Origin of the sequence: Aquabacterium sp., from assembly GCF_016234775.1 — a bacterium.
Classification (GTDB): Bacteria; Pseudomonadota; Gammaproteobacteria; order Burkholderiales; family Burkholderiaceae_C; genus Aquabacterium.
Map to the genome: position 1 here is coordinate 23,505 of NZ_JACRAH010000051.1, position 24,130 is coordinate 47,634.

Below are 24,130 nucleotides of genomic sequence, written 5' to 3' on the forward strand. Positions count from 1 at the left end.
AGGGGCCATGCGTCCCTGGCTCAGCCGCCCGTGGCATTCATGAAACGGATGATCTGAGGCGGGGCATCGAGTCGGAAGTGGTGGCGTTCAGGTTTGCGCGTCATCGCCTCCGTGATGGCCTGTCTGATGGGCTCCTGCTGGCCTGGATGCGCCCTGAGGATGGTTCGCAAATCAACGGCGTCTTCATTGCCCAGACACAGCATCAACTGACCGCTTGCCGTCAGCCGTACACGGTTGCAGCTGCCGCAGAAGTTGTGGCTGTGCGGTGAGATGACGCCGACACGTGTCGTGCTGTCTGCCATGCGGTGATAGCGTGCCGGGCCGCCGCTGTTTTCGATGCTGGCGGTCAATGGATAGGTTTCGTTGACGCGCGCCAGGATGTCGGCGCTGGGCATGAAGGTGGCTGCACGGTCATGTTCATCAATGACACCCAGTGGCATCTCTTCGATGAAGGCGATGTCGAGTTCGTGCTGGCGCGCGAACCGCACCAGATCGACCACTTCGTCATCATTGCGCCCACGCAGGATGACACTGTTGAGCTTGATGCGCTGAAAGCCTGCAGCCTTGGCAGCCTGGATGCCGTCGAGTACATCCCGCAGTCGCCCCGTTCTGGTCAAGGCCTTGAACCGGTCTGGCTGCAAGCTGTCGAGGCTGATGTTGAGGCGACTCAGACCGTTGACTTTCAACGCCGGGGCCAGCTGGGACAGTTGTGAGCCGTTGGTGGTCATGGCCAGTTCATCCAGACCGGGCAGGGCTGACAGCTCTGCCACCAGGGACACGATGGCCGGATGCGCCAGTGGCTCCCCGCCGGTCAGTCTGATCTTGCGCACGCCCAGGTGCACGAAGCTGGCTGCCACCGTGACCATCTCGTCGACGGACAGCAACTCGTCCCTGGGCATGAACTGCATGTTCTCGGCCATGCAGTAGACACAACGGAAATTGCACCGGTCCGTGATGGACAACCTCAGGTAGCTGATGCGCCGCCCATGTTGATCGGTCAGCGGTGGCGAGGAGGTGGGCGTGGCCTCAGGCGCCATGGCGATCCAGCTGATCGAGCTTGGGCTTCACTTCGAGCCAGGTGGCGTGATCGGGCAGAGGATCCTTTTGCACATTGATGACAGTCCACGCGGGGTGTCTGGCCAGTTCGGCGTTGAGCTGCAGGAAGTGCGACTGATCTGCAGGCAGATCCACGTCTGCAAAGATGGCGTTGGCAGGGCACTCGGGCACGCAGATGCCGCAGTCCACACAGCCGTCCGGGTTGATGACGAGAAAGTTCGGTCCCTCATGAAAACAATCGACAGGGCAGACGGCGACGCAGTCGGTGTACTTGCACTGGATACAGGCCTCGGTGACGACAAAGGTCATACAGCTACTTTCGGGATCATGTAAGGGGGGAGTGACGTCAGGCTGCTTGCGCCGTGGCGATGGGCTCGATGCGGCACTGGATGTACTTGGTGTGAGGGCAGCCGGTGTAGGGGTCCCGGTCCTGGATGTCCATGAGTTCGTTGACCAGGATGCCAACCTGCTTCAATTCGCCCGTGACGGGGTCCGGGAACTTCATGCCGAATCCATTGGGGATCTGAATGTGCCCGCGGGCGGTCGCTGCATCGAGCCTGGCGGGCCCTTCCACCATGCCTCTGCGCGTTTCCAGCCGGACCATGGCACCGTTGGCGATGCCCAGTTCGGATGCGTCGTCGGGATGGAGGATGATTGGACAATGTGGCCCCTTGCCTTTGCGCCAGGCCGGATCCCTGATGATGGTGTTGGCCGTCCAGCCTGTGCGCAAGCCGCCATTGAGCACAAAAGGGTAGGCGGGATCGCGCTGCGATGGCGCTGTCTGGCTCAGCTTGCGGATGTCGGCCAACCACTCCCGGTGGTAGATGCGCGCCTTGCCGTCAGGGTGTTTGCAACCTTGCTCGAAGTTCTCGGATTTGGGCATGTGGCCCAGCAGGACCCCTTCAGGGTGATCCAGCAGTTGCTTGAACACCAGCTCGCCAGCGGCGAAGGGATTGCGAAGTTGCCGGGCCTGAGGTAGCGCGTTGTTCAGCGCCTTGCGCCGTGTCAGTGCATAGCCATGAGACATCAGCCAGATTATCGCCAAGGCGGGGGACGGCAGTGTGGGCCCCAAGGTTTCGTACAACCAGGTGGCCATGCGCCCGGCGATCGGGAACAGGCCGCCACCACGCAAGGCTGCCAAGGTGCCCATGGTGGCGAGATAGATCGGAGCACCCCAGGGGCTGCGAGCCTTCCTGGCCAGCGTGTGCAGGATGGCTGGCGCTTTGGGCACCAGGCCCATGGCCCTGGACAGGCGGTAGTAGATCTCTTGCTCCGGCAGGGCCTCTTCTGGGCCTCGCACGATGGGCGGGCGTACTTGAGGCGTGAAGCCATTGCCGTGCGGGAAGGTGGCATGTTCCCACTTCTCGTAGCCGACGGGTGCAGGCAGCACGTAGTGCGCCATGTGGGCGGTTTCCGTCATCGCCACTTCGATGACGACCATCAGTTCGAGTTGAGCAAATGCTGCCTTCAAGGCCTTGGTGTCTGCATAGCTCAACAAGGGGTTGGAGGCGTCGACGATCAGGGCTCTGACGCGATCGGGGTGTGAACAAGTGATCTCTTCGGCGACCAGGTTGGGCGAAAACATGCCCACCGGCAGGATGAAGGGAATGGCCTCCAGGCCAGAGGCGAGTGCCTTGGCCTGCTTCTCCTGGAAGATGCCCTTCGGCCCGAATTGCTCGACAAACAGATTGCCCTTGGCCACGCCGGCATTGCCCGTGATCAGCAGCATCACGTTGATGAGGTAGGAGATCAGTGTGGAGTGAACGGTTTGCTCGACGCCCAGATCCCAGCTGATGCAGGCCGAGGGCGACTGGGCAAATTCCCGGGCTGTGTTGATCAGGTCCTCATGGCTGACGCCTGCGTACTCGGCCATCCGGATGGGATCGACTTCCTTGAACTCTGCGGCCAGTTGCTCGAAGCCGGTGACACGTTGACGGAGGTAGGGCTTGTCCTGAAGCCGCTCGTTCAGGATCACGGCGATGAAGCCCATGAGCAGATAGGCATCACCACCGGGCCGGACGCGGATGTGTCGGTCTGCTCGTTTGGCGGTTTCAGACACGCGCGGATCAACCACCACGAGCTTCTTCTTCGGGTTAGCTGCTACATGCTTGTAGACGTCCGTGGGCTTGAGTCCGCGGTTGCTGATCAGCGGGTTGGTGCCCAGCACCAGCAGGTAGTCGGACTCCTCTTCATCGGCGAAGAGATAGAGATCCGGCGTCGCTTTGAAGATGTGGCGCCAGACCAGCGCGTGTTGCGTCTTCTCTTGCCCGAGGGCATTGAAGTACACCGGCGAGTTCAGGCTGAACATGAACGGCAACGCACCAAACGCATTCATGTGATTGCCCTGGCCACCCAGGCCGAACATGGCGATCGAGCGTGGTGCGTGTTGCTGGCGTATGGCGTTGAGCCTGGCGGCGATTTCCGAGATCGCCTGGTCCCAGCTGATGCGCTGGAAGCTGCCGTCCGGCTGCCGTTTCAAGGGGTGTTCCAGGCGTTGGGCATGGCGCACGTAGTTCGGTATTGCCTGGACCTTGTTGCAGGTGTAGCCCGCCGTGTTGGGGTTGGACTCATCACCTCGAATGGCGGTGATGGCGTTGTCCTTCACATCGACCCTCACGCTGCAGTTGTGCGTGCAGAACACACACACGGTTGGCGTGTTCACGGCATTCTCAGGGGGCTGCGCAGCACCTTGAACGATTTTGGGTATGGCTTGCATGGGGTGTCCTCGTGGCGTCTGAGCAGTACCTGCAGTCAGAAACTACGGGGCACTGTAGGGACGTGTTCTCACGATGACAAACGATTTGTCCTTGTCGGCGCTTAAGCCTGCCTTAAGCGTGACCCGCACGCTATACGTGCTCTGAGCCTGGCTTGTTGGTGCGCGCTTCGATCACGCGCACGGCGTTGGCGCCAGGGTGCATGGTCATGCCCAGTTGCCCGGCAAACCGGGTCGGATTGTGCAGTTCGGCCAGCGCAAATCCGGCATCGCGCAACTCGGTTTCAGCTTGCACCTCGTTGTCGAAGTGCAGGAAGACGCGGCCTTTCACGAAGGTGGACAACACCGCCTTGAAGGCTTGCACGCCAGCGCCTTTGTTGGCGTTGTGCAGGTGGATGTCTGACAGGTACAGGCCCTCGGGGAAGCGGTTGAGCACGCGGCCAAAGCGTTGCCACATGGCGACCACGGTCGGGGTGTCGAAATAGTTGACCAGGCCTTCCGTGATGATGGCTGTGCCCTGATTCGGGTCCAGCTTGTCGGCCAGCGCGCTCAAGGAGGTGGGGCCGGTATCGGCCAGGGCATCCAGGGTCACCACCTCATGCCCGCCACGCAGCAGGCCGGCTTGCTGGAGCAGGTCGCGCTTGCGTTGCGCCATGTCGGGCAGGTCGGCTTCGATGTAGCGCAGTTTGTCGCCATGGGCTTGCTTGAAACGCCAGCCTCGCGGGGACAGGCCTGCCGCCACCTCGATGACCTGGCTCACGCGCCCTTCCCGGATGGCCTGGGTGAGCAGCAGGTCGATCAGGCGATGCCTGGCCAGCAGGAAGGCCTGCAAGGTTGGCGCGCCCGTGAGCATGGCCAGGCGGTGCAGGGGGCGCAAGACGCCATGCATGAGGCGGCCTTGCGGCGTGACCAGCGCAGGATGCGACATGCCATGCGCAAACCAGGTGTAGCCGGTGTAGTGCGCCGTGGGGCTGATGCTGGCTGCATTGCGTGCCATGTGGTGGCCTTTCAGGCTTGCTTGCGAGTGGAGGGCTGGTCGCCATCGGCAGTGGGCTCTGGCAGCGTGAATGGCCACAGATAGCCGTTGCGCTTGCAGCCTTCAATGGTCAACCTGTGAGTGAGTCGGCGCGACAGGCGCTTGAGGTTGAACAGCAGGCGCGCAGAAGGCCCTGCCAGCACGATGTCGTCGCCGCGCCTGACCGCGCGCACGATGCGCTCTGCCACCACCGAGGGGTGTGCACCTGTGGTGCCATAAAAGCGCTCCAGCTTGTCGAGCTGCTGAACGGGAATCACAGGTGAGACCGCGCTGCGGTTGCGCACGATGGGCGTGTTGATCACACCAGGGCAGACCACGGTCACGCCGATGTCCGTGCCATCGAGTTCGAGGGACAAGGCATCGCTCATGCCCATGACGGCATGCTTGGTGGCCGAATAAGCGCTGAGATTCGGGCTGGGGGTGATGCCTGCGGCCGAGGCGATGTTCACCACATGCCTGGCGCCACCGGCCTTCTTCATCTCGGGCACGAAGAAGTAGCAACCGTGCACCACGCCCATGAGGTTGATGTCCAGCAGGCGTCGCCAGGCTTGCATGGGCGTGTTCACGAAGGGGCCCAGAAAGGCTGTGCCAGCGTTGTTCACGATCACGTGTGGCGCACCCACACAGCGCACGACATCGATGGCCAGGTCACGCATGGCGACTTCGTTGGACACATCGATCACGGCATTCAGGCTGCGGACACCCAGCCTGATCAGTTCCTGATGGAGCGCTTCCAGGCCTGTCTGATTGATGTCGGTGGCAAAGATGTGGGCCCCGCGTCGCGCAAAGGCCAGCGCCGTTTCATACCCGATGCCCGAGGCCGCCCCCGTCACCAGCACCCATTTGTCACGCAGATCTGGAATCGCCATGTCACATCCTGAAGTCGTGAGGGATCAGTAGTGTGACATGTATGGTTGTCAGATTACTTTACGCGCTTTCCCTGAGCATCGATCACCACTTCGCCGTCTTCCTTGCTGAATGGGGCTTGCTGCGGCGCATCCAGGATGTCCAGCACCAGTTCGGAAGGTCGGCACAGTCGGGTGCCAAGCGGTGTGACGACGATGGGGCGGTTGATCAGAATGGGGTGGGCGATCATGAAGTCGATCAACTGATCGTCCGTCCACTTGCTGTCTTGCAACTGGAGTTCGTCATACAGATCGCCCTTGCTGCGCAGCACCTCACGGGCGCTCAGGCCGCAGTCCTGGATCAGCTTGACCAACTGACCGCTATCGGGCGGCGACTCCAGATACAGGACGACGTCAGGCTCGATACCCGCATTGCGGATCAGGGCCAGGGTGTTGCGGGAGGTGCCGCACTTCGGGTTGTGATAGATGGTGACCTTGCTCATGGCGTGATCTTAAGGGGCAGTGGCATGGCCCGTGAGCAGACAGGTGAATGCCTGTCGTTGTATGCTGCCGCGCATGATCACCGTTCACCACCTCGAAACATCCCGTTCGCAGCGCGTGCTGTGGTTGCTTGAAGAAATGGGCCTGCCCTATGAGCTCAAGATCTACAAGCGCCACCCGGTTACCAGGCTGGCGCCGCCCGAGTTGAAGAAGATCCATCCGCTGGGCAAATCACCCGTGATCACCGATGGCGATCTGGTGGTGGCCGAGTCGGCCGCGATTCTGGAATACCTGGTCGAGCGCTACGGCGCGCAGGCGCAGGGTGACGCCGCTCAACTGAGCACGCAGCCTGGTACGCCCGAGCACATGCAGTTGCGCTTCTGGATGCACTTTGCCGAAGGCTCGCTCATGAACTGGCTGGTGATGAAGCTGGTGTTCATGACCATTCCCACGCAGCCCATGCCTTTCTTCGTCAAGCCCATTGCGCGCGAGATCTGCAAGAAGGTGCAAAAGCAGTTGATCGATCCGAATCTGCAAACCTCGACGGCCTTCATCGAAGACCACCTGGGCAAGCACCCGTGGTTTGCCGGTGATCGCCTGACACTGGCCGACTTCCAGATGAGCTTTGCCGTGTCGGCCTTGATGTCGCGTGCGGACGATGCCAAACGCTGCCCGAACCTGTCAGCCTACATCAAGCGGATGGAAGCCCGGCCGGCCTACCAGCGTGCGCTGGCCAAGGGCGGCCCGGTGGTGATGGGCTGACCAAGCCTTATCGAGCTGGCTGGCCTGAACTGGCCAGCTGCAACACATCCAGATAGCTGGGTGGTTCGGGCACATCCGTGCGCTCACGCAACCAGGCGTGCATTTGCGGCAGGCGGTGGAAGGGCACCGATGCCATCAGGTGATGCTCCATGTGGAAGTTCACGTTCACCGGTGCCACGGTGGCGCGGGCCAGCCAGCCGGCTCGCGTGGTGCGGGTGTTGCGGAACATGTCGGGCGAGCGGTCCAGGCAGCCATGCTCGGCGATCGAGCGGATGCGGATGAACAGGGGCAGGAAGGTCAGGAAGGCCAGCACCCAGGCGGCATAGAGCCACGCGTGGCCCGTGGCGGCCAGCACAGCCCACAGCACACCGTTGGTGATCAACATGGGCCCCATGTTGCGCAGGGTGGTGCTGATGCGTTCGGGCCAGGTGCGGCCTTCTTGAGGCAGACGTTCGACGTTGTTGGCCACCGTCCACTTGAAGACGCCCGCATCCATCATCACCAGCCCGAAGACCAGCTTGAGGCCCGTCAGGCCGAAGATGTCGCGCGCCATCTTGCGCACCAGCGATACGCGGTTCACGGGGTAGTCTTCATGCAGTGAGATATCGGGATCCTGGTTGGTGCCGGTCTTGGTGTGGTGGCCCAGGTGGTGCACCTTGTACTTGCCCAGGTTCTGCCAGATCGGGCGCGCGCACAGCCAGTCGGTGAGCACATCGTTGGCCCAACGGCGCTTGAACAGGGTGCCGTGCGAGCCCTCATGTTGCAGGATGGCAAGTGCAAGCTGGCGACCACCCAGCACGGCCATCACGGCAACAAATGTGAAAACATTCGGCCAGCGTGCCAGTGCGGCAAAGGCCAGGGCGATGACACCCCATGTGGAGCCCACGGCCCAGGCGCCCCACAGATCGGAGCGCGCCGTCAAGGTGGCCATCTGCTCGCGGGTGAACAGGTCTTTCAGGCGCCGTTTGGTGGCGGCGGGCAGATCAGTGGGCGTGGCCGTGAATTCAGGCTGCTGGGCGAGGGAGCTGGACATGGTGCGCTGTGCTCAATGGGTGGCAGGCCGGCGGCCTTTGGGGGAAGGGTTGGTGGCGAGGAGCTTGGCCTGTCTGGTCTGCAAGGCAGCTGGCAGTTGCTCGGCCCAGATGCGATGGCCCGCTTGATCAAATGCGACCACGATGTCGGTGAAGGCGCGGCGTTCGGCCACGTTCACCAGCGGCTCGGGCAGCAGGGGGTCGAACACCAGTTGGCGGATGGCTTCGTTGCCCAGCAGGTAGCACTCGCGTGCGGCCACTTCGGGCTCCAGTTCATGTGCATGCGCCAGCCAGGCTTCCAGCTTCTGGCGCGTCTGTTCGTAGGCTTTGGTGAGGGCGTCACCCTGCCAGAGCGAGCGTGCCTTGGCCTCCAGTTCAGGCGCCAGATCGGTGGCGGTAAAGACCGGGGCTTGCGCTTCCAGGCCCAGCTTGCGCAGGCGTTCACGGATGGCTGGGGCGTGGCCGATCAGGTTGTCTGGCCGCACATGCAGGCTGTCATCCAGCTCCTGGAATCCCAGCAGTGCCAGGGCCCGTTGCCGGCCGCGCAATGCGGTGCGATCGCTGCGGCCCAGGCTGCCGGTGCTGACCATGATCCAGGCGCCAGACCAGTCGCAGACACGTGATTCACTGCTGCGCCAACGTGAGAGTTCTTGGGCCAGACCGGCGGCTTGTGGTCCCAGGCGGTAGGCCCCGCGACCTGCAGATTCGATCATGCCGGCCGAGCCCAGGCGCACAAGTGCCACCCGCACGCTGTTCTCGCGGATACCGAACAGCGCGCACGATCCCACGGCATCGGCTGCGCTCAAGGGCGCGCCATCATTGGCCAGCAGGAGGTTGAGGATCAGGTTTTTCGGGTTGGGTGGCATGATTCATTACATATCTATGTAAAAAATCATATCCAATGAAATGTTTCTCTGTCAACCGTACTTTGCCTATTGTTGTAACTATTGAATGGCGCCGATGGCCCGTGCCTGAGTGAGGGCGCCTGTGCGGTTCTTGCTGCCCAGCTTGCCGTAAATGTTGTGCAGGTGCCATTTCAGCGTGCCTTCACTGATGAAGATGGCTTCGGCGATTTCCTTGTTGCTCAAGCCAGAGGCCAGCCTTTGCAGGATGCCGATTTCTCGGCGGGTCAGGCCCTGTACGTTGGGGAGATCCGGGTGCTCGCCTTCGTCCAGGGGGGCAGGCCCGGCGGTCGTCAGTTTTTGCCATAAGGCTTGAGCTGGTGGTGGCAGTGGCGTGGTGGGCTTGCATGACGCGAGCACGGGGCGCAGCGCGGTTTCGTCATCCTTGAAGATGCGCACGTGGTCATGTTGCGCAGCCAGCGTCAGGGCCAGGCTCAATGCTTGCCGGGCATCAGGCTTGCGGTGGCATGCATGCGCGGCGATCGCCTGCAGGATCAACAGTTCGATCTGCTTGCGTATGAGCCCGCGTTGCGCGCAACGGGCAATGGGCATGCTCAGGTCGGCCATGACTTGTGCGGGATGGGTTGGCAGCAGCAGGCGGGCGGCCACGCGTTGAGCCCGGTCCGCCTGGATGCTGCCCAGCGGGTCCTGATAAGGGTTGTCCGGTTGCTCGTTCACGGGCTGGGGGAAGACGTCCAGTCCTTGGGATCGGGCCAGTGTGCGTGCTTCCGTGTGCCGGCCAGCGCGGCACAGTTGGATGCAGGTCTCCGCAACGAGCGACACGAGCACGCGAGGCAGGCCGCGGCGTAATGCCAGGGTTCGGCCCTCGTGCAGCACATTCAGGCCACCCTCGGTGTCGTGTTGCGCAAAGCGCAGGCGCGCACGCGTCAGCCAGCCTGCGATCAGGATGTCGGCGCCACCGTATTGCGCCAGGCTGTCCAGTGAGTGGTCCATGTGGCGCTGTGCGCCGCTCAGGTCATCGACCTCGTAGTCGATGGCAGCCAGCAGCACATGTTGCACGCTGGCGTGGGTGCGGTGGCCGTCCATGTGGTTGTTGATCACCTGCAGGCCGCGCTGGCAGGCCGCCCGTGCCAACGGATAGCTGCCCCGCTTGATGTGCAGCACGGCTTCCAGCGAGGCGTTCCATGCCAGGCCATACCAGGCGTGATCCTGCTCCAGCCAGGTGCCGGCCAAATGAGCGATTTGCAGGCCTTCGTCCAACTCGCCTGTTGTCTTGTAGCCAAAGCAAAGCACGTTGCCAACGATGCCACGTTGCAGGGCGGGGGCATGCGGCCATCGGGTCAGCCAGTCTCTGGCAGCGTTGCGGGCGGGGTGCCCCTGGTCGGTCAGGCCCAGTGAGAGTACGCGCTGAAAAGCCATGGCGCAGTCGATCTGGTCAATGGTGCGCAGGTCAGGCGCGTCGCTCTGCATCAGGCGTTGGCGAATGGCGTGAAGGGCTCTCAGTTGCGTGGCTACTTCTGGTTTTTGAGGGAAAAATGACAAGGCAAAGGCATAGTCGATGCGGATTTGCGGGTAGCGATCCAGCCATTCGGACGGGATGCTGTTCATCCAGTGCAGCGCCAGTTGCAGTTCACCGCGCTGTTGCGCCGTGGCGGGCATGCACGTGGCCAACCAGGGCGTGGCCAACTCCCAGGCCTGGGCTTGCAAGGCGTAAGTCAGGGCCTCTTCGTGTTCGCCGTGGCGCCAGCGCCATTGGGCTGATCTGATCAGCACCTGTCTGGCTTCGTCTGGTGCCGTGGCCAGGAAGTGATGCCTGAACCAAGCGCGTGGCAGATCATGAAGCCGGCATGTCTGGCCCGTGCTGTCCGTGGCAATCAGAAAGGCGCGGATGCCTTGCAGGTGTGTGAGCAAATGCCCGACGTCATGCAGGCCTGAGGCTTCCCTCGCCAGTTCGGCATCGAAGCGGTCGAGCATCGACAGGCTCATGACCAGCTTGCGCCACACCGGTGGCTGGTGCTGGAGCTGATGCTGACAAAGGTAGGCGACGGCGTCGTCGCTGCTGTTGGCGAACTGCTCGATCAGTCGGGATGCATGATGGGGGTCGTTGGGGTGGCTTCCCAGGGCCTCCAGCGCCAGCTCCAGTGCGGTCGGGCAGCCTTCAGTGCGGCTCATCAACAGTTGCAGATCGTCATCGCTCAGCTTGGTGATCGCGTGCTGATCGCAGAAATTCCGAGCCTCCTGGGTGGTGAACAGCAGTTGCCGATGGTCGAGCTCGTGAAGCCGGCCACGTACGCGCAAGGAACCGAGTCGCCAGGGCAGTTCGTTGCGCGATCCCAGTGTGATCTGGATCTGGCTGGGAGCGTAATGCAGCAACCAATCCACGACGTCCAGCACGGTTTCGTCGTGCAGCACATGGACATCATCGAGCATCAGCATCAGTCGATGGGGCGAACTGCCCAGGTCCATCGCCAGGGATTCGGTCACGCTGCGGAACTGCGAAGCGAGGGTGTCCGACAAATGGGCCAGCGTGGCGTCGCCGGCGTGGATGCCGCTGCGCTGCAGCGCAGCAATGAGATGCCGCAGGAATCGGGCAGGGTCGTTGTCGCTGTCATCCAGCGTAAGCCACGCGCAGGCACAGGCCTTCTGGCGCAATGCCGTCATCCACTGCGCCATGAGTGTGGTCTTGCCATGGCCGGCAGGTGCCACCAGGCTGACCACGGTGCAGTGTCCCTGTTGCACGGATTCCGGTAAAGCCAGCCTGGGGCGCAGCATCGGCGTGCTGGCGCCAAGCAGTGGGCGCAGACGACCATTGGGCATGGCGTGCGACCTGTTGGGATGCCATGGCGACATCGTGTCGTTCATCTTGTTCAAAACCTAACTTTTGCTAGGGGCCAAACCCAGTCGGGTCTTGCCAGACTGGGTGCCAGGCAAAGACCTGGGTCAACAAGGAGACAGCATGAACAAGAACGCGCATGGATACCTTGATCCAGTCTGGATTTGAAGGAGCCAATCGTGATTTACCGCAGTTTTGCAATGGGTTCTCTGGTGTCTGCCCTGACCATATCGGCCGCATGGGGCACCTGGTCGGTGTTCAAGCCCTCGGGGGCTGCCGATGACGTCATCAAAGCCAACGGACGCATCGAGGTGGCGCGCATCGAGATCGCCACCAAATTCCCCGGGCGTGTGCTGGACGTGCCTATCCAGGAGGGCGACATGGTCAAGTCCGGCGACGTGATCGCCAGGATGGACACCAGCGATCTGGAGGCTCAGTTGGTCGGGGTGCAAGCCATGCGTCAGCGTGCGGTTCAGGCCATGGCGCGTGCACAAGGTGAAACACAAGTGCACCGCATTCAGGCCAATGTGGCCCAGATGGAATACAACAATGCCGTGGATTTGCAAAAGCAGGTGCTGGTATCGGATTCCGAAGTCAAGCGCCGGCAGGCTCAGCGAGATGGCGAGCAGACCGGCGTGAACATTGCCACGGCGGCTGTCGGTGAGGCATCTGCTGCGCGGGACGAGGCGGATGCGGGCATCAAACGCCTGAAGATCGCCATCGCAGACCACACCTTGCGCGCACCGGTCGCCGGTCGCATCGAGTACCGTGTGGTCGAACCCAGTTCGGTGATCCCCGCCGGCGGCCGCGTGGCGACTTTGCTGGATACGGCGCATGTGCACATGACGATCTTCCTGCCCACCAAGGTGGCGGGGCAGTTGCGCGTGGGCGATGAGGCGCGCATCGTGCTGGATGCCGCGCCGCAGATGCCCTTGCCGGCCAAGGTGTCCTTCGTGGCGGCCGAGGCCCAGTTCACGCCCAAGCATGTGGAAACACCCAGCGAGCGCGAGAAGCTGACCTACCGCGTCAAGCTCAGTCTGGCCGAGGATGTGGCCGTCGCCAATGCCGGCTTGCTCAAGGCCGGCTTGACGGGCAATGGCTTTGTGCGTGTGCGCACGCCTGAGAACAGCTGGCCTCAACAATCCAATGGGGGGCTGCCATCGTCCTTCCCCAATTGATGGGGGCGGCAAATGGAACACGCCGTCGTCATCGAAGGCCTGTCGCATTGTTATGGCGCGCAGCAGGCTCTGGACAATATCGACTTGACCCTGCCCGCAGGGCGCACCATCGGCCTGGTGGGCCCGGATGGGGTGGGTAAATCCACCTTGCTCAGCCTGATCTCTGGCGTCAAGAAGACGCAGGCAGGGCGCATGCAGGTGCTGGGCGGCGACATCAAAGACCGAGCCTTCCGGCAAGCGCTCGCGCCGCGGGTGGCCTTCATGCCCCAAGGCCTGGGGCGCAACCTGTATCGCTCGCTGTCTGTCTACGACAACATCGATTTTGCGGCGCGCCTGTTTGGCGTGCCTGCGGGCGAGCGCGATGGCCGCATCCGTTCGCTGATGCAGGCCACCGGCCTGGGCCCCTTTCCTGATCGGCCTGCGGGCAAATTGTCTGGCGGCATGAAGCAGAAGGTGTCGCTGTGTTGTGCACTGGTTCACAACCCTGATCTGCTGGTGCTCGATGAACCCACCACGGGGGTGGACCCGCTGTCTCGCCGTCAGTTCTGGGCTCTGGTTGAAAGCCTGCGGACCCTGCGCCCGCAGATGACGGTGCTGGTGGCCACGGCGTATATGGAAGAGGCCGAGCGTTTCGAATACCTGGTGGCCATGGACGAGGGCCGGGTGCTGGTGTGCGCCCCGACGATCGAGGTGCTGGAAGCGACACGCTCCGCCTCGCTGGAAGAGGCGTACGTGAGGTTGTCAAACAAGGGTGACGCCACGCCGCTGGTGATCCCGCCTTTGCCGCATCACGACGGGCCGCCCGCGATGGAGGCCCAGGGCCTGACCCGCCGCTTTGGCGACTTCGTGGCCGCACGCGACGTGAGCTTTTGCATCCCGCGTGGTGAAATCTTCGGCTTCCTGGGCTCGAACGGTTGCGGCAAGACCACCACCATGAAGATGCTGACGGGCTTGCTGGACATCACCGAGGGTTCAGCGAAGTTGCTGGGCGAGCCCGTGGACGCCAGTGACCTGAGCACCCGTCTGCACATTGGCTACATGTCGCAGTTGTTCTCGCTGTATGAAGAACTGTCGGTGCGGCAGAACCTGGATCTGCATGCCAGGCTGTATCGCATGGACCCCGCCGTGGCCAGGGAGGCCATTGAACATTCGCTGGACACCTTCGAGTTGCGCGAGCACGCATCCACCTTGCCGTCCAGCTTGTCACTGGGCATACGTCAACGCCTGCAACTGGCGGCGGCCTGCTTGCACAAGCCCGAGGTGCTGATCCTCGATGAGCCGACCTCGGGCGTCGATCCCGCCGCGCGGGATATGTTCTGGCGCCACATGGTGCGCATGTCGCGCGAGGAGGGCGTCACGCTGTTCGTGTCGACCCACTTCATGAACGAAGCCCAGCGCTGTGACCGCATCTCGCTGATGCACCATGGCCGCGTGCTGGCCGTGGGTTCGCCCACCGAGCTGTGTGAACGCCAGGGCTGCGAGACGCTGGAGCAGGCCTTCATCGACTATCTGGAGGCCGACAGCGAGGCCGAGCACATGGACCCGATCCACGCGCAGGAGGAGCCCAGCGCCGACGATCCGCCACCGATTCTGGTCGAGCACACGCACCACGTGAACTGGCGAACCTGGGTAGCGCGCATGTGGGCCTATGCCCGGCGCGAAGCCATGGAGTTGCGCCATGACACGATCCGCTTGTCGTTTGCCTTGCTGGGCCCTTTGATCGTGCTGTGCGCTGGCACCTGGGGTATGAGCTTCGATGTGGATCGCATCCGCTTCTCCGTGCTGGACCGCGACCAGACCACCGACAGCCGCCGCTTGGTGGAGCACTTTGCCGGCTCGTCGTTCTTCTCGCCGCAGTCGGAGTTGAGCGAGCCCAGTGAGATCGATTCCGAAATGCGCTCGTCGCGATCCTGGCTGGTGATCGACATTCCGCCGGGTTTTGGGCGAGACCTGATCGGCGGGCGTCAGCCCGAAGTGGGCTTCTTTGTGGACGGGGCAACGCTGGTGCGTGCCGCCAATATCGCCAATGGGGCCCGAGCCGTGGCCATGGAGCATGCACTGGCTTTTGCCCGCTCTGTGCCTGGTGTGGAACTGGGCGAGCTGCCGGTGCGCATCGAGCCTCGCATGGCCTATAACCAGGGCTTTCTGAGTAAGTACGCCTTTGCGCCCAGCATGCTGATGCTGGCCTTGACGCTCATTCCCTCCATGCTCACCGCCCTGGGCGTGGTGCGCGAAAAGGAGATGGGTACCATCGTGAACCTGTACGCCTCGCCTGGGGCCATCGGCGAGTTCCTGGTGGGCAAGCAACTGCCCTATGTGGCGCTCACGATGCTGAGTTACACGGTGCTGCTGCCCGTGCTGGTGTGGATTCTGGGCATCCCGATCACAGGCAATGTGCTGGCCCTGACGCTGGGTGCCTTGACCTACGCTTTCGCCGTCACAGGGCTGGGTTTGTTGATATCGGCCTTTGTGCAGACACAGGTGGCGGCCCAGTTCCTCACAGCCATCCTGTGCGTGGTGTTGACCACCAACTTCGCGGGCCTGTTGACGCCGATCTCGACTTTGTCGGGCGGCAACTACCTGATCGCCGTAGGCTTTCCGGCCTCCTGGTTCCAAAGCGTCAGCCTGGGCGTGATGACCAAGGGCTGGGGCCTGCAATGGGCGCAATTGGGGCCGGCCTGCCTGGCCATGATGGGTTTCGCGGTGGCTTACCTGTCGCTGGCCCGGTTGTTTGTCAGCAAGCAGGAGGCGTGAACCATGATCTGGCTGATCAATGTGCTACATCTGAGCATCAAGGAGTTGCGTTGCGCCCTGCGTGACCGGACCATGATGGGGGCCATCCTGGTGTCCTTCACGGTGGCGGTCTATGTGGTGGCAACAGGTGCCAAGAGTGACGTCACCAACGTCGACATCGGCATCGTGGACGCTGATCGGACAGGGCTGTCCATGCGCTTGCGTGATGCCTTGCGCCCGCCCATGTTCAAACCACCCATCGAGATGTCAGCTGAGGAAGCGCAGGTGGCCATGGACGAGGGGCGCCTGATGTTCGTGCTCTACATCCCCGAACACTTCGAGGCCGATGTACAAGGCATGCGTTCGCCTGCGGTACAGGTGGCTGTGGATGCCACCGCCATGGCCCAGGGCGGGCTGGGCATGGCTTACGTGAGCGAGATCATCCTGCGTGAAACGCTGGACTACCTGCGCGTCAAGAACTTCGACTCGATGCTGCCTACACGCTCGGTGGTCCATGTGTTGTTCAACCCCAATAGCACCACGAGCTGGTTCACCTCCATCATGCAGGTCATCAACAACGTGACCGTGCTCTCGGTGGTGCTGGTAGGCGCGGCCGTGATCCGCGAGCGAGAGCGCGGCACCATCGAGCACTTGCTGGTGATGCCGGTGCGGCCCAGCGAGATCGCGGTGGCCAAGATCGTGGCCAATGGCTTGTTGATCTTGCTGGCTGTAGGGTTGTCTGTGCTGCTGGTCGTGCAAGGCTTGTTGAAGGTGCCGGTGACCGGCTCGCTGACGCTCTTTCTGGTCGGCACCGGGCTTTACCTGTTTTCGCTGACCGCGCTGGGCATCCTGCTGGCCACGGTGGCGTCTTCCATGCCGCAGTTCGGACTGCTGTCCGTACCCGTTTTCGTGATCATGTACCTGCTGTCGGGCTCCGGCACGCCCAGCGAAAGCATGCCTGCGTGGCTGCAGAACGTGATGTTGCTGTCGCCATCGACACATTACGTGCGCTTGGCGCAGGGCATCCTGTACCGCGCAGCAGGCGTGGACATCGTTTGGCCCCAGATGCTGGCTGTGGCTGGCATAGGCGGGGCCTTTCTGGTCATGGCGCTGCTGCGCTTTCGGGCCATGCTGGCTCGCCAAGGTTGATTCTTCATCGATTGATGGACTCATGGAGTTGCTTGTGAGTACCCCACATAACGCATTTTTGTTCAAGATGCTTGCGGTGTCCTTGGCTGTTGCGGTGCTACCTGCCTGCACAACCGTCAAGGTCGACATGCCTGAGTTGCAGACCGTGTTGCCGGGGCAAATGGATGCCGCGTCGCCTCGCGCCCCTGGCACGCCCATGGCCGACCTGGCCAATTGGTGGCAGACACTGGACGATCCGGTTCTCACCGGCTTTATCGACGAAGGACTCAAGAACAACACCGATGTGCGCGTGGCACTGGCCCGCGTCAAGGAAGCTCGGGCCTATCTGGGTGTGGCAGAGTCAACCTACTACCCGACGGTCGAAGCCAGCGCCGGGGCAGGGCGCACCAGACAAAACACACCGGTGCCTATTCAGAACCAGATTCAGATGCCAGCTGATCTGCCCATTCCCATGCCGCAGGTGGACACCCAGCCCTCCACGTCGCTTGGTAACACGCATGGCTTCGGGCTCAATGCGGTCTGGGAGGTCGATATATTCGGCGCTCGTCACAGTGAAGCCGAGATGGTGCGCCAACTGATGTTTGGCGCGCAGGAGCAGCAGCACGGTGCCCAGTTGCTCGTTGCCTCCGACATCGCCAGCCGCTATTTCGAAGCCCGTGGCGCTGAGCGTCGCCTGATCCTGCTTCAGCAAGGCGTCACCGTGGCACGGCGCCTTCATCAGTATGCTCAGGGTCGATTCAAGGCCGGGCAAACCACAGCCTCCGAGGTGGACCGAGCGGCTTTGCAGGTTGACTACACCGAGTCGCAAATCGAGCCTCTCAAGGCTTTGCTTCAAAGCCATATCAGGCGCATCGCCGTGTTGATGGGGCGAGCCCCCGAGACATTGACAGCGCTACCAACCCAGCCCACCAGTCTGCGCTTGCCAACTGCTTTGCCTGAGGTCATGCCCAGTGACGTGCTGGAGCGTCGACCCGATGTGCGAGGCGCCGCCCGCAAGGTGCGCTCACAGGCGGCGAAACTGGGCTCTGCCAAGGCTGAGTTGTTCCCCAAGTTCTACATTGGCTTTGGTGCCTTGGCCGGGCGCATGCATCCTGATGCGATCGAGGGTAGCAACTTCAGTGTGCAGTCTCTCGGTGTTGGGATGCGTTTGCCTTTGCTGGAAGGTGGTCGGATCAGAGCCAATATCGCGGTCAATCAGGCGCAGTTGGAAGGCGTGGCAGCTCAGTATGAGCAAGCGGTGCTGACCGCGCTGGAGGATGTGGAAAATGCGTTCACGGCCAAGAAGGCTTTTGACGCGCGTTATGACAAGCTGAGCAACTCGGCCAGGCTGGCGCGCAAGGTGGCCGAGCACAAGCAGTCGTTGTTCGTGGCCGGTCAGGAGTTGCTGCAACCGGCGCTGGAGGCCGAGGCTACGGCCCTGCAGCGTGAAGACGAGACCATCCAGGGCGATGTGTCTCGGGCGCTGTATACCGTGTTGTTGTACAAGGCCCTGGGAGGCGGCTGGTCCGCCCAGCGGGACGCCTGGCCTTTGCCCGTCGCCAAGCCAGCGATGGCCTTGGCGAGCCCCCCGATGCCGGCTGGCATGGAGGGGCTCTGAATGTCAGGCAGCCGGGTGCGCGGCGTGCCCGCTGTCCAGGAACTTGTCGAAGAAGATCTGGCCGGAGGGCGTGCCGCCTTGCGTGAGCACCTCGACGCAGGCGTCGATCATGGGCGGTGGGCCGCACATATAGGCATGGTGATCGGGCAGGCGTTCACCCAGGAGCGGCTTGAGGTGATCGGTGATCAGGCCGCGGCGGCCTTGCCAGCTCGAACCTTGCGGCTCGTTCGACAGGATGGGTTCGAACAGGAAGCGGCCCGTCCAGTTGCGGCGGATCTGGTCGATGGCGTCCAGGCCGTACAGGTCTTGCTGGGTGCGCGCGCCGAACAGGATCACGAGTGGCCGGTTGGCCTGCTTGTCCCTGATGGCTTGCTCCAGCAGCGCCTTGATCGGCGCCAGCCCGCTGCCCCCCGCAATGCACACGATGGCGTTGGCGCTGGGACGCAGACAGAAATCACCATACGGGCCCCGCAGCTTCAGCCATTGGCCCACCTCGGCCTTGGTGAACAGCCACTCGGTGAAGGCGCCACCGGGCACCTTGCGAATGAAGAAATCCAGCGCGTTGGGACGCGCTGCATCGTGTGCCGTGGCAAACGAATAGCTGCGGCCCTTGCCAGCCTCGGCTTCAACCGCATCGGGGATGACGAGCTCGGCATACTGCCCGGCGGTGTAGTTCAAGGGGCGCTCGGCTTGCATCTGCACGTGCAGGATGTCGTGCGTCAGTGGCGTGAGGGCTGAGATACGGGCCGAGGTTTCCACGATGGGGTGGTTGACCACACCCTGACGCAGGACCACTTCAACAACCACATCCGACTTGGGCAGGCTTTGGCAAGCCAGTATGTAGTTCTGCTTCAATTCTTCGGCCGACAGTAGGTAACTTTTGTCGGTCAACTCCTTGACCTTGCCCGACACGAGCCGGCACTTGCATTCGCCGCAGCCGCCTACGCGGCAGTTGTAGGGAAAGGCGATGCCCTGGTTCAAGGCGGCCAGCAACAGGCTTTCCTTGGCCTGTGCGGTCACGGTCAGATCGGGCGAATTGACCTGCAACTTGAATTCGGAAGGGCTGCTGCCAAACAGGCGGCTGAACAGGCTGGGGGGCACGGCGGGTGTCCTGTCAAGACAAAGACCGCAAGGCCGGTTGGCCTGCGGTCGGTGTGTGCGCCGAGTACATCGGCGCACGGCTACTTCATGAACAGTTTGCACTCATCAAGCCAGCTTGGCATTGATGATCTTCAAACCTGCCATGCCGGATTCACGGCTGGCTTGTTGGGCCAGTTTGCGTTCGGCTGGCGATGCGTGCTTCTCGTCCCACTCGTTCAAGGCGGGTGTCATGAACTTCTTGAAGAGGGGTGGTACCAGCGCGATCAACAGCATGCCCAGATAGCCGTTGGGCAGCATGGGGGCGTTGGGGTAGGCGTGCAGGGTCCAGTAAGGCGCTTCACCTTCAGCGTGGTGGTGGGAGTGGCGAGCCAGGCTCCACAGCACATTGGTGCTGCCCCAGTGGTTGGAGTTCCACGAGTGGCGGGGTTGCACAGGTTCGCCAGGCACGCGGATCAGGCCATAGTGCTCGAAGTAGTTGGTGATTTCCAGGTACTGTTTGCCCACGAAGGCCAGCAAGGCCCAGAAGCCCAGGCCAGGCAGGCCGGCGATCAGGTAGGCCGCCACAAACATGAAGATGTTTTCCAGATTGCCGCGCAGGAAGGGGCTGGCAAAAGGGTTCCACACCGACTTGCCCAGCTTGGCCAGTCGAGCCTTTTCAAGCTGGTAGGCATGCACATAGCTCTGGATGGTCGAGCGCACGGTGAACTGGTAGAAGCTTTCGCCGCGACGGCCCGTGGCCGGGTCAGCAGGCGTGGCCACGCGAACGTGGTGACCATACACGTGCTCGATGGCGAACGAGGTGTCGCAGGTGAAGGCGAGCATCCAGCGCCCCATGAAGAGGTCGAATTTGCCTGAGCGGTGGGTCAACTCATGGCCGGCCACGGTGCCGCCCACAGCGTTCATCAGGCCCACGCCCAGGATGCAACCGGCCCACATGGCCCAGTGGTCGGTCTTGGCCCGTGCTGCAAACAGATCGAGACCGATGTGCTGTTGCACCCAGGCGCCAAAACCCAGCATGTCGCCGGAACCAACCATCCACAGCACCGTGAAGTTCAGCAGCGCCAGCATGGGCAGGATGGTGTAGAGCGGCAGGTTAAGCAGAAACGCGTTCTGGTACTTGGGTGGCTCGGACAGGTCATGCGGCAGGAACATGTCGGCCGACAGGAACACGGTCAGCACGAAGGCCCAGGGTGCCCACATGTACCAGCCGCCTTGCGCCACCATGTACATCATCAGTACGGCCAGCGTTGGCATCAGCCAGCCTTTGAGGTATTTCGTCATTTGCAGGTCTCCACGAGAACATTTGTCTGACAACGCCAGATGCCTGAACTGCGGTGGCATCTGACTGCTGGGCTGACGTCCCCTTGCATCGGTTCGTGCCAGCCATGCATATAACTGTAGAGAGATCAAGAAATCAGGCCCTGATCTGGATAGGGTGAAGGTCACATGCGGCGTCTGGCGATGGAGAGATGGCGGAATGCGCATAGCATGCACACATCAAGAAATCGGCTGCGACGCGGCTTGTCGCGTCCGATTCCCGCATCCCACCCGATTGACCCGTTCAACCATGAAACCAGCCCTGTCCGTGGCCATTCCCGCCCACAACGAAGCCCGCTTCATCGGGCGCTGCCTGGAGAGCATCCAGGCCTCTGCGGCACAGGCCGGTGTGCCGGTGGAGATCGTGGTGGCGCTCAACCGCTGTACTGACCGCACGCAGGCCATCGCCGAGGCGGCTGGCGCGCGCTGCGTGGTCAACGACACCAAGTGCATTGCTGCGGTGCGCAACGAGGCGGTGCGAGGTACCACCGCCGAGGCCGTGGTCACCCTGGACGCCGACAGCTGGATGGCGCCGGGCAGCGTGTCGGCCGTGCTGCGCCACGTGCATGACCCGCGTTACATCGGTGGCGGTACCTATATGTGGCCCGAGCGGGTGTCGGTAGGTATCTTCTTCAGCATGCTGGTGGTGATCCCCTATGTGCTCAAGCGGGGTGTATCCGCCGGCATGTTCTGGTTCAAGCGCGACGCTTTTGACGCGGTGGGGGGCTTTGACGAGAATCTGCTGAGCGTGGAAGACATCGACTTTGCGCTGCGGCTGAAGGCGCATGGCAGGCAGTTCGGGCAGCACTACGGCACCATCAAGCGCCACGGCATCACCACCTCGTGCCGCAAGTTCGACATGTTTGGCGACTGGTACCTCTGGCGCAATCCGAAACTGGTTCGGGAGATCTTCGAGGGCACGAACCGTAGGGCGACGGACCTTTTCTACTACGACATGGATCGTTGACCTGAAGCGCCGGAAGGGGGCTGAATTGCTCATAAGATCGGCGCCATGTCGCAAATTGCACGCCCTCTCAGCCGGCAGGAGGCCAAGCTCGTTACCCGTCAGCGCCTTCTGCAGGCGGCCATGTCCATCCTGCTGGAAAAAGGGCGTGAGGCCCTGACGACGGGTGCTGTGACCAAGATCGTCGGCGTGGCCCAGCCGACTTTCTATGTTCACTTCCCTGATATGGAGGCGCTGCTGGAAGAGCTTGCCACCGACATCGTGGACAAACTTCGCAAGTCTTTGCGTGAGGCTCGCCAGCCGCTGCGTGGTGCATCAGATGTCGTGGCCGCCTCGCGTGAGTCATTTCGCATCTCCATCAGGGCCTGCATCGAGCATGCGGATCTGTTGCGGGTCTTCTTGTCTGAGCAGTACCGCCCGGCATCCACATTGGGTGCGTGCGCGCAGACCTTGCTCGGCGACATTCGTGATGAGTTGGTGGCCGATGTGGCGGAGTTGCCTTTCACGGCTGGTTTGAAACCCCATCAGCTCACTCTGGTCGCCGAAGGCATCGTCAGCCTGATTTTGCAATTCGGGCTGGCGCTGGCAGAAAAACGGCAGACCGATGAAGAGGCTGTGGTCAACCTGCTGGCGCATGCCACGATGGCGCTGGTCATGTCCATGCCACGTGGCTGATGCCAAGGCTGCCAAATTGGCCAGTGACGCCTTGGCGCGAAGTGAAGGTCTTCAGCTTGCAGTGCGTCGTGCGACCATGGCGTCACTGATGCGCTTGATCTGCGCCGACGCCAACTGCGAGGCAAAGGGGTAGACCTCGTCTTCTTCGCGCTGTGCGTGTGCAGGGTAAGCCAGTGCAAAGTCGTCCACAGTGGCCGGTGGCGCATGAGCCGTGCCCTGTGAGATTGCCTGGAGCCAGGGCCCCAGGCTTTGCCAGAGCATTGCCAGTTCGGCGTGTTGTGCTTCCAACGCTGCCATGCTGGTGTTCAGCGCCTCATGCCCCAGTTGCCGCAATGCGGGAAATAGATCCGATTCTTCGTCATCATGGTGCAACGGTGCGGCGATGTTGAAGTAGCGCAGGATGGATTGCGCAGCTTCCTGGGCTTGGATATCCGGGCCTTTTCTGGTGAGGTGGTCGCGCAACTTCACGGTCAGGCTCGCAAAGCGCCTGACCTTCTCGTGGCAGGCCATGAGCAACTCGATCGGGTCGTCGATGCAGGGGGCAATGGGTTGCAGTGGCGGACGCATGCGACATTGATACCACGCTTGTGGTAGCCCTGTGAAGCGCTCAAGGACTAATCCTTCCGGTCGATGGTCAAACTCGGTCGTGCTGACTAGAGTGCTGGTAACTGGTGCTGATTCTCTGGTGCCAAGGTGTTTCAAATGAGTGCCCGTCTGATTGATTCCTTCCAGCGTCGCATTGACTATCTGCGTGTGTCCGTGACGGACCGATGCGATCTTCGCTGCACCTACTGCATGCCCAAGGGCTTCAAAGGCTTTGAGGAGCCAGTTCATTGGATGCGTCACGATGAAATGACTCGGCTGGTTGGCTTGTTCACGTCGCTGGGGGTGCGAAAGGTGCGCCTGACAGGCGGGGAGCCCTTGTTGCGTCGCGGTCTGACCGATCTCGCGCGCTCACTGACAAAGCTGCCTGGACTGGATGATTTGTCCGTTTCCAGCAACGGCACGCAATTGGCTCGGCATGCGCGTCCCTTGAAAGCGGCTGGTGTGCATCGACTCAACATCAGCTTGGACTCACTGGATCGTGACTGTTTCGCTCGCATCACTGGGCGCGATTGCCTGGCTGATGTGCTCGATGGCTTGCGCGAGGCCCGTGCGGCAGGATTTGCACCCATCAAGCTCAACATGGTGGTGCAGGCAGACGTCAATCTGGACGAGGTTCGCCGCATGGTGGGGTTTGCCATCGAGCAAGGCTTTGTGCTGCGCCTGATCGAGCCCATGCCGGTGGGTGACACCGGGCGCGCCAGCCAGGGTGTGGACCTGAGCTTGCTGGGCGAGGCGCTGGCTCGTGAACATGGTTTGTTGCCGCAGCTGCTGGGGCAGGGTGCGGGGCCGGCCCGCTACTGGTGTACGCCAGACGGAAGCATGAGTCTGGGGGTGATCACGCCCATGTCTCAGCATTTCTGTTCGGCCTGCAACCGCGTGCGGTTGGGTGTGGATGGCACGCTCTACCTTTGCCTGGGTCAAAATGACAGGGTGCCCTTGGGGCAATTGCTCCGCAATGGCGCCGATGACGCCACCCTGACGCAAGCCATTCTGGCTGGCATCGCCGCCAAGCCTGAGCGGCACGAATTCAACGAGCGACCGCAGCAAATCGTGCGTTTCATGTCCCAGACTGGCGGCTGATGGCCGCGTCGACGTTGCGCAGACCCTCATCCGGCTGGACAATCTGGCTATCGTGCCCTGTCTGTGGGTGCTTTTCTATGTGAGGGGCGT

At 62.2% G+C, this 24,130-nt stretch carries 20 protein-coding genes; 8 read left to right on the forward strand and 12 right to left on the reverse strand.

Annotation, left to right across the window (positions count from 1 at the left end; translation table 11 throughout):
- Positions 1-20: 20 nt before the first annotated feature.
- The 6 genes from moaA (HY836_RS16010) to arsC all read right to left on the reverse strand — a co-directional run bounded on the left by moaA (HY836_RS16010) (position 21) and on the right by arsC (position 6,153).
- Positions 21-1,037 carry a GTP 3',8-cyclase MoaA gene (moaA, locus tag HY836_RS16010; RefSeq protein ID WP_290677964.1) on the reverse strand — a complete coding sequence of 339 codons (1,017 nt, stop codon included), beginning with the start codon at positions 1,035-1,037 and terminating at the stop codon, positions 21-23.
- Complete coding sequence (gene fdxA / locus HY836_RS16015; RefSeq protein ID WP_290677967.1) at positions 1,027-1,365, reverse strand: ferredoxin FdxA; 339 nt, start codon at positions 1,363-1,365, stop codon at positions 1,027-1,029. Before fdxA ends, moaA (HY836_RS16010) begins: the two co-directional genes overlap by 11 nt.
- A 37-nt stretch (positions 1,366-1,402) precedes the next feature.
- A complete protein-coding gene (locus tag HY836_RS16020) occupies positions 1,403-3,772 on the reverse strand; it encodes a molybdopterin-dependent oxidoreductase (protein ID WP_290677969.1) in 2,370 nt (789 codons plus the stop codon).
- A 130-nt stretch (positions 3,773-3,902) separates the two neighbouring features.
- Positions 3,903-4,766, reverse strand: coding sequence for a class I SAM-dependent methyltransferase (locus HY836_RS16025; protein WP_290677972.1), 864 nt, complete (start codon positions 4,764-4,766; stop codon positions 3,903-3,905).
- A gap of 11 nt (positions 4,767-4,777) precedes the next feature.
- Positions 4,778-5,674 (reverse strand): SDR family oxidoreductase, encoded by an 897-nt coding sequence (locus tag HY836_RS16030; protein WP_290677975.1) that lies wholly within the window; start codon positions 5,672-5,674, stop codon positions 4,778-4,780.
- A 53-nt stretch (positions 5,675-5,727) separates the two neighbouring features.
- Positions 5,728-6,153: an arsenate reductase (glutaredoxin) gene (gene arsC / locus HY836_RS16035; protein WP_290677979.1), complete on the reverse strand. Its 426-nt coding sequence runs from the start codon at positions 6,151-6,153 to the stop codon at positions 5,728-5,730.
- Positions 6,154-6,226: 73 nt separating this feature from the next.
- Here arsC and HY836_RS16040 point away from each other — a divergent pair, with 73 nt between their 5' ends.
- Positions 6,227-6,913, forward strand: a complete 687-nt coding sequence (locus HY836_RS16040) for a glutathione S-transferase (RefSeq protein WP_290677982.1) — start codon at positions 6,227-6,229, stop codon at positions 6,911-6,913.
- Positions 6,914-6,920: 7 nt separating this feature from the next.
- Here the strand turns inward: HY836_RS16040 and HY836_RS16045 are convergent, their stop codons facing one another.
- From HY836_RS16045 to HY836_RS16055, 3 genes are all read right to left on the reverse strand, one after another.
- Positions 6,921-7,844, reverse strand: a complete 924-nt coding sequence (locus HY836_RS16045) for a fatty acid desaturase family protein (protein ID WP_367114727.1) — start codon at positions 7,842-7,844, stop codon at positions 6,921-6,923.
- Between the two features lie 114 nt (positions 7,845-7,958).
- Positions 7,959-8,810, reverse strand: a complete 852-nt coding sequence (locus HY836_RS16050; RefSeq protein ID WP_290677987.1) for a PaaX family transcriptional regulator C-terminal domain-containing protein — start codon at positions 8,808-8,810, stop codon at positions 7,959-7,961.
- Between the two features lie 78 nt (positions 8,811-8,888).
- Positions 8,889-11,669: a LuxR C-terminal-related transcriptional regulator gene (locus tag HY836_RS16055; RefSeq protein ID WP_290677989.1), complete on the reverse strand. Its 2,781-nt coding sequence runs from the start codon at positions 11,667-11,669 to the stop codon at positions 8,889-8,891.
- A 150-nt stretch (positions 11,670-11,819) separates the two neighbouring features.
- On the opposite strand from HY836_RS16055, the gene HY836_RS16060 reads away from it, so the two are divergent.
- From HY836_RS16060 to HY836_RS16075, 4 genes are read left to right on the forward strand one after another with little or no spacing between them, the layout of a single operon-like run.
- Positions 11,820-12,818, forward strand: a complete 999-nt coding sequence (locus HY836_RS16060; protein ID WP_290677991.1) for an HlyD family efflux transporter periplasmic adaptor subunit — start codon at positions 11,820-11,822, stop codon at positions 12,816-12,818.
- 12 nt (positions 12,819-12,830) lie between these two features.
- Positions 12,831-15,572: a ribosome-associated ATPase/putative transporter RbbA gene (gene rbbA / locus HY836_RS16065; protein ID WP_290677994.1), complete on the forward strand. Its 2,742-nt coding sequence runs from the start codon at positions 12,831-12,833 to the stop codon at positions 15,570-15,572.
- Between the two features lie 3 nt (positions 15,573-15,575).
- The gene (locus tag HY836_RS16070; protein ID WP_290677997.1) at positions 15,576-16,700 is read left to right on the forward strand and encodes an ABC transporter permease; all 1,125 of its coding nucleotides are present in this window, start codon (positions 15,576-15,578) and stop codon (positions 16,698-16,700) included.
- Positions 16,701-16,734: 34 nt separating this feature from the next.
- Positions 16,735-18,297 carry an efflux transporter outer membrane subunit gene (locus HY836_RS16075; protein WP_290678000.1) on the forward strand — a complete coding sequence of 521 codons (1,563 nt, stop codon included), beginning with the start codon at positions 16,735-16,737 and terminating at the stop codon, positions 18,295-18,297.
- A gap of 3 nt (positions 18,298-18,300) precedes the next feature.
- Here HY836_RS16075 and HY836_RS16080 read toward each other — a convergent pair whose 3' ends face one another.
- Both HY836_RS16080 and HY836_RS16085 read right to left on the reverse strand, forming a co-directional pair.
- Positions 18,301-19,398 (reverse strand): 2Fe-2S iron-sulfur cluster binding domain-containing protein, encoded by a 1,098-nt coding sequence (locus HY836_RS16080; RefSeq protein WP_290678002.1) that lies wholly within the window; start codon positions 19,396-19,398, stop codon positions 18,301-18,303.
- 105 nt (positions 19,399-19,503) lie between these two features.
- Positions 19,504-20,679, reverse strand: a complete 1,176-nt coding sequence (locus HY836_RS16085; protein ID WP_290678005.1) for an alkane 1-monooxygenase — start codon at positions 20,677-20,679, stop codon at positions 19,504-19,506.
- A 286-nt stretch (positions 20,680-20,965) separates the two neighbouring features.
- On the opposite strand from HY836_RS16085, the gene HY836_RS16090 reads away from it, so the two are divergent.
- Together HY836_RS16090 and HY836_RS16095 are read left to right on the forward strand one after the other, a co-directional pair.
- On the forward strand, positions 20,966-21,682 hold the full coding sequence (locus HY836_RS16090; protein ID WP_290678007.1) for a glycosyltransferase: 717 nt from the start codon (positions 20,966-20,968) through the stop codon (positions 21,680-21,682).
- A 45-nt stretch (positions 21,683-21,727) separates the two neighbouring features.
- Complete coding sequence (locus HY836_RS16095; RefSeq protein ID WP_290678009.1) at positions 21,728-22,354, forward strand: TetR/AcrR family transcriptional regulator; 627 nt, start codon at positions 21,728-21,730, stop codon at positions 22,352-22,354.
- 51 nt (positions 22,355-22,405) lie between these two features.
- On the opposite strand, the gene HY836_RS16100 is transcribed toward HY836_RS16095, so the two are convergent.
- Positions 22,406-22,921, reverse strand: a complete 516-nt coding sequence (locus HY836_RS16100) for a hemerythrin domain-containing protein (RefSeq protein WP_290678013.1) — start codon at positions 22,919-22,921, stop codon at positions 22,406-22,408.
- A 135-nt stretch (positions 22,922-23,056) separates the two neighbouring features.
- On the opposite strand from HY836_RS16100, the gene moaA (HY836_RS16105) reads away from it, so the two are divergent.
- Positions 23,057-24,040: a GTP 3',8-cyclase MoaA gene (gene moaA / locus HY836_RS16105; protein WP_290678016.1), complete on the forward strand. Its 984-nt coding sequence runs from the start codon at positions 23,057-23,059 to the stop codon at positions 24,038-24,040.
- Positions 24,041-24,130 lie beyond the last annotated feature (90 nt).

What these genes read in the sequence shown, in the direction of transcription:
- HY836_RS16025 (WP_290677972.1), bottom strand. Translation starts at nt 4,766, where the DNA reads ATGGCACGCAATGCAGCCAGCATCAGCCCCACGGCGCACTACACCGGC.
- HY836_RS16085 (WP_290678005.1), bottom strand. Translation starts at nt 20,679, where the DNA reads ATGACGAAATACCTCAAAGGCTGGCTGATGCCAACGCTGGCCGTACTG.
- HY836_RS16070 (WP_290677997.1), top strand. Translation starts at nt 15,576, where the DNA reads ATGATCTGGCTGATCAATGTGCTACATCTGAGCATCAAGGAGTTGCGT.
- HY836_RS16030 (WP_290677975.1), bottom strand. Translation starts at nt 5,674, where the DNA reads ATGGCGATTCCAGATCTGCGTGACAAATGGGTGCTGGTGACGGGGGCG.
- HY836_RS16020 (WP_290677969.1), bottom strand. Translation starts at nt 3,772, where the DNA reads ATGCAAGCCATACCCAAAATCGTTCAAGGTGCTGCGCAGCCCCCTGAG.
- moaA (WP_290678016.1), top strand. Translation starts at nt 23,057, where the DNA reads ATGAGTGCCCGTCTGATTGATTCCTTCCAGCGTCGCATTGACTATCTG.
- HY836_RS16095 (WP_290678009.1), top strand. Translation starts at nt 21,728, where the DNA reads ATGTCGCAAATTGCACGCCCTCTCAGCCGGCAGGAGGCCAAGCTCGTT.
- HY836_RS16040 (WP_290677982.1), top strand. Translation starts at nt 6,227, where the DNA reads ATGATCACCGTTCACCACCTCGAAACATCCCGTTCGCAGCGCGTGCTG.
- HY836_RS16050 (WP_290677987.1), bottom strand. Translation starts at nt 8,810, where the DNA reads ATGCCACCCAACCCGAAAAACCTGATCCTCAACCTCCTGCTGGCCAAT.
- HY836_RS16045 (WP_367114727.1), bottom strand. Translation starts at nt 7,844, where the DNA reads ATGGCCACCTTGACGGCGCGCTCCGATCTGTGGGGCGCCTGGGCCGTG.
- HY836_RS16100 (WP_290678013.1), bottom strand. Translation starts at nt 22,921, where the DNA reads ATGCGTCCGCCACTGCAACCCATTGCCCCCTGCATCGACGACCCGATC.
- HY836_RS16055 (WP_290677989.1), bottom strand. Translation starts at nt 11,669, where the DNA reads ATGAACGACACGATGTCGCCATGGCATCCCAACAGGTCGCACGCCATG.
- rbbA (WP_290677994.1), top strand. Translation starts at nt 12,831, where the DNA reads ATGGAACACGCCGTCGTCATCGAAGGCCTGTCGCATTGTTATGGCGCG.
- moaA (WP_290677964.1), bottom strand. Translation starts at nt 1,037, where the DNA reads ATGGCGCCTGAGGCCACGCCCACCTCCTCGCCACCGCTGACCGATCAA.
- HY836_RS16090 (WP_290678007.1), top strand. Translation starts at nt 20,966, where the DNA reads ATGAAACCAGCCCTGTCCGTGGCCATTCCCGCCCACAACGAAGCCCGC.
- arsC (WP_290677979.1), bottom strand. Translation starts at nt 6,153, where the DNA reads ATGAGCAAGGTCACCATCTATCACAACCCGAAGTGCGGCACCTCCCGC.
- fdxA (WP_290677967.1), bottom strand. Translation starts at nt 1,365, where the DNA reads ATGACCTTTGTCGTCACCGAGGCCTGTATCCAGTGCAAGTACACCGAC.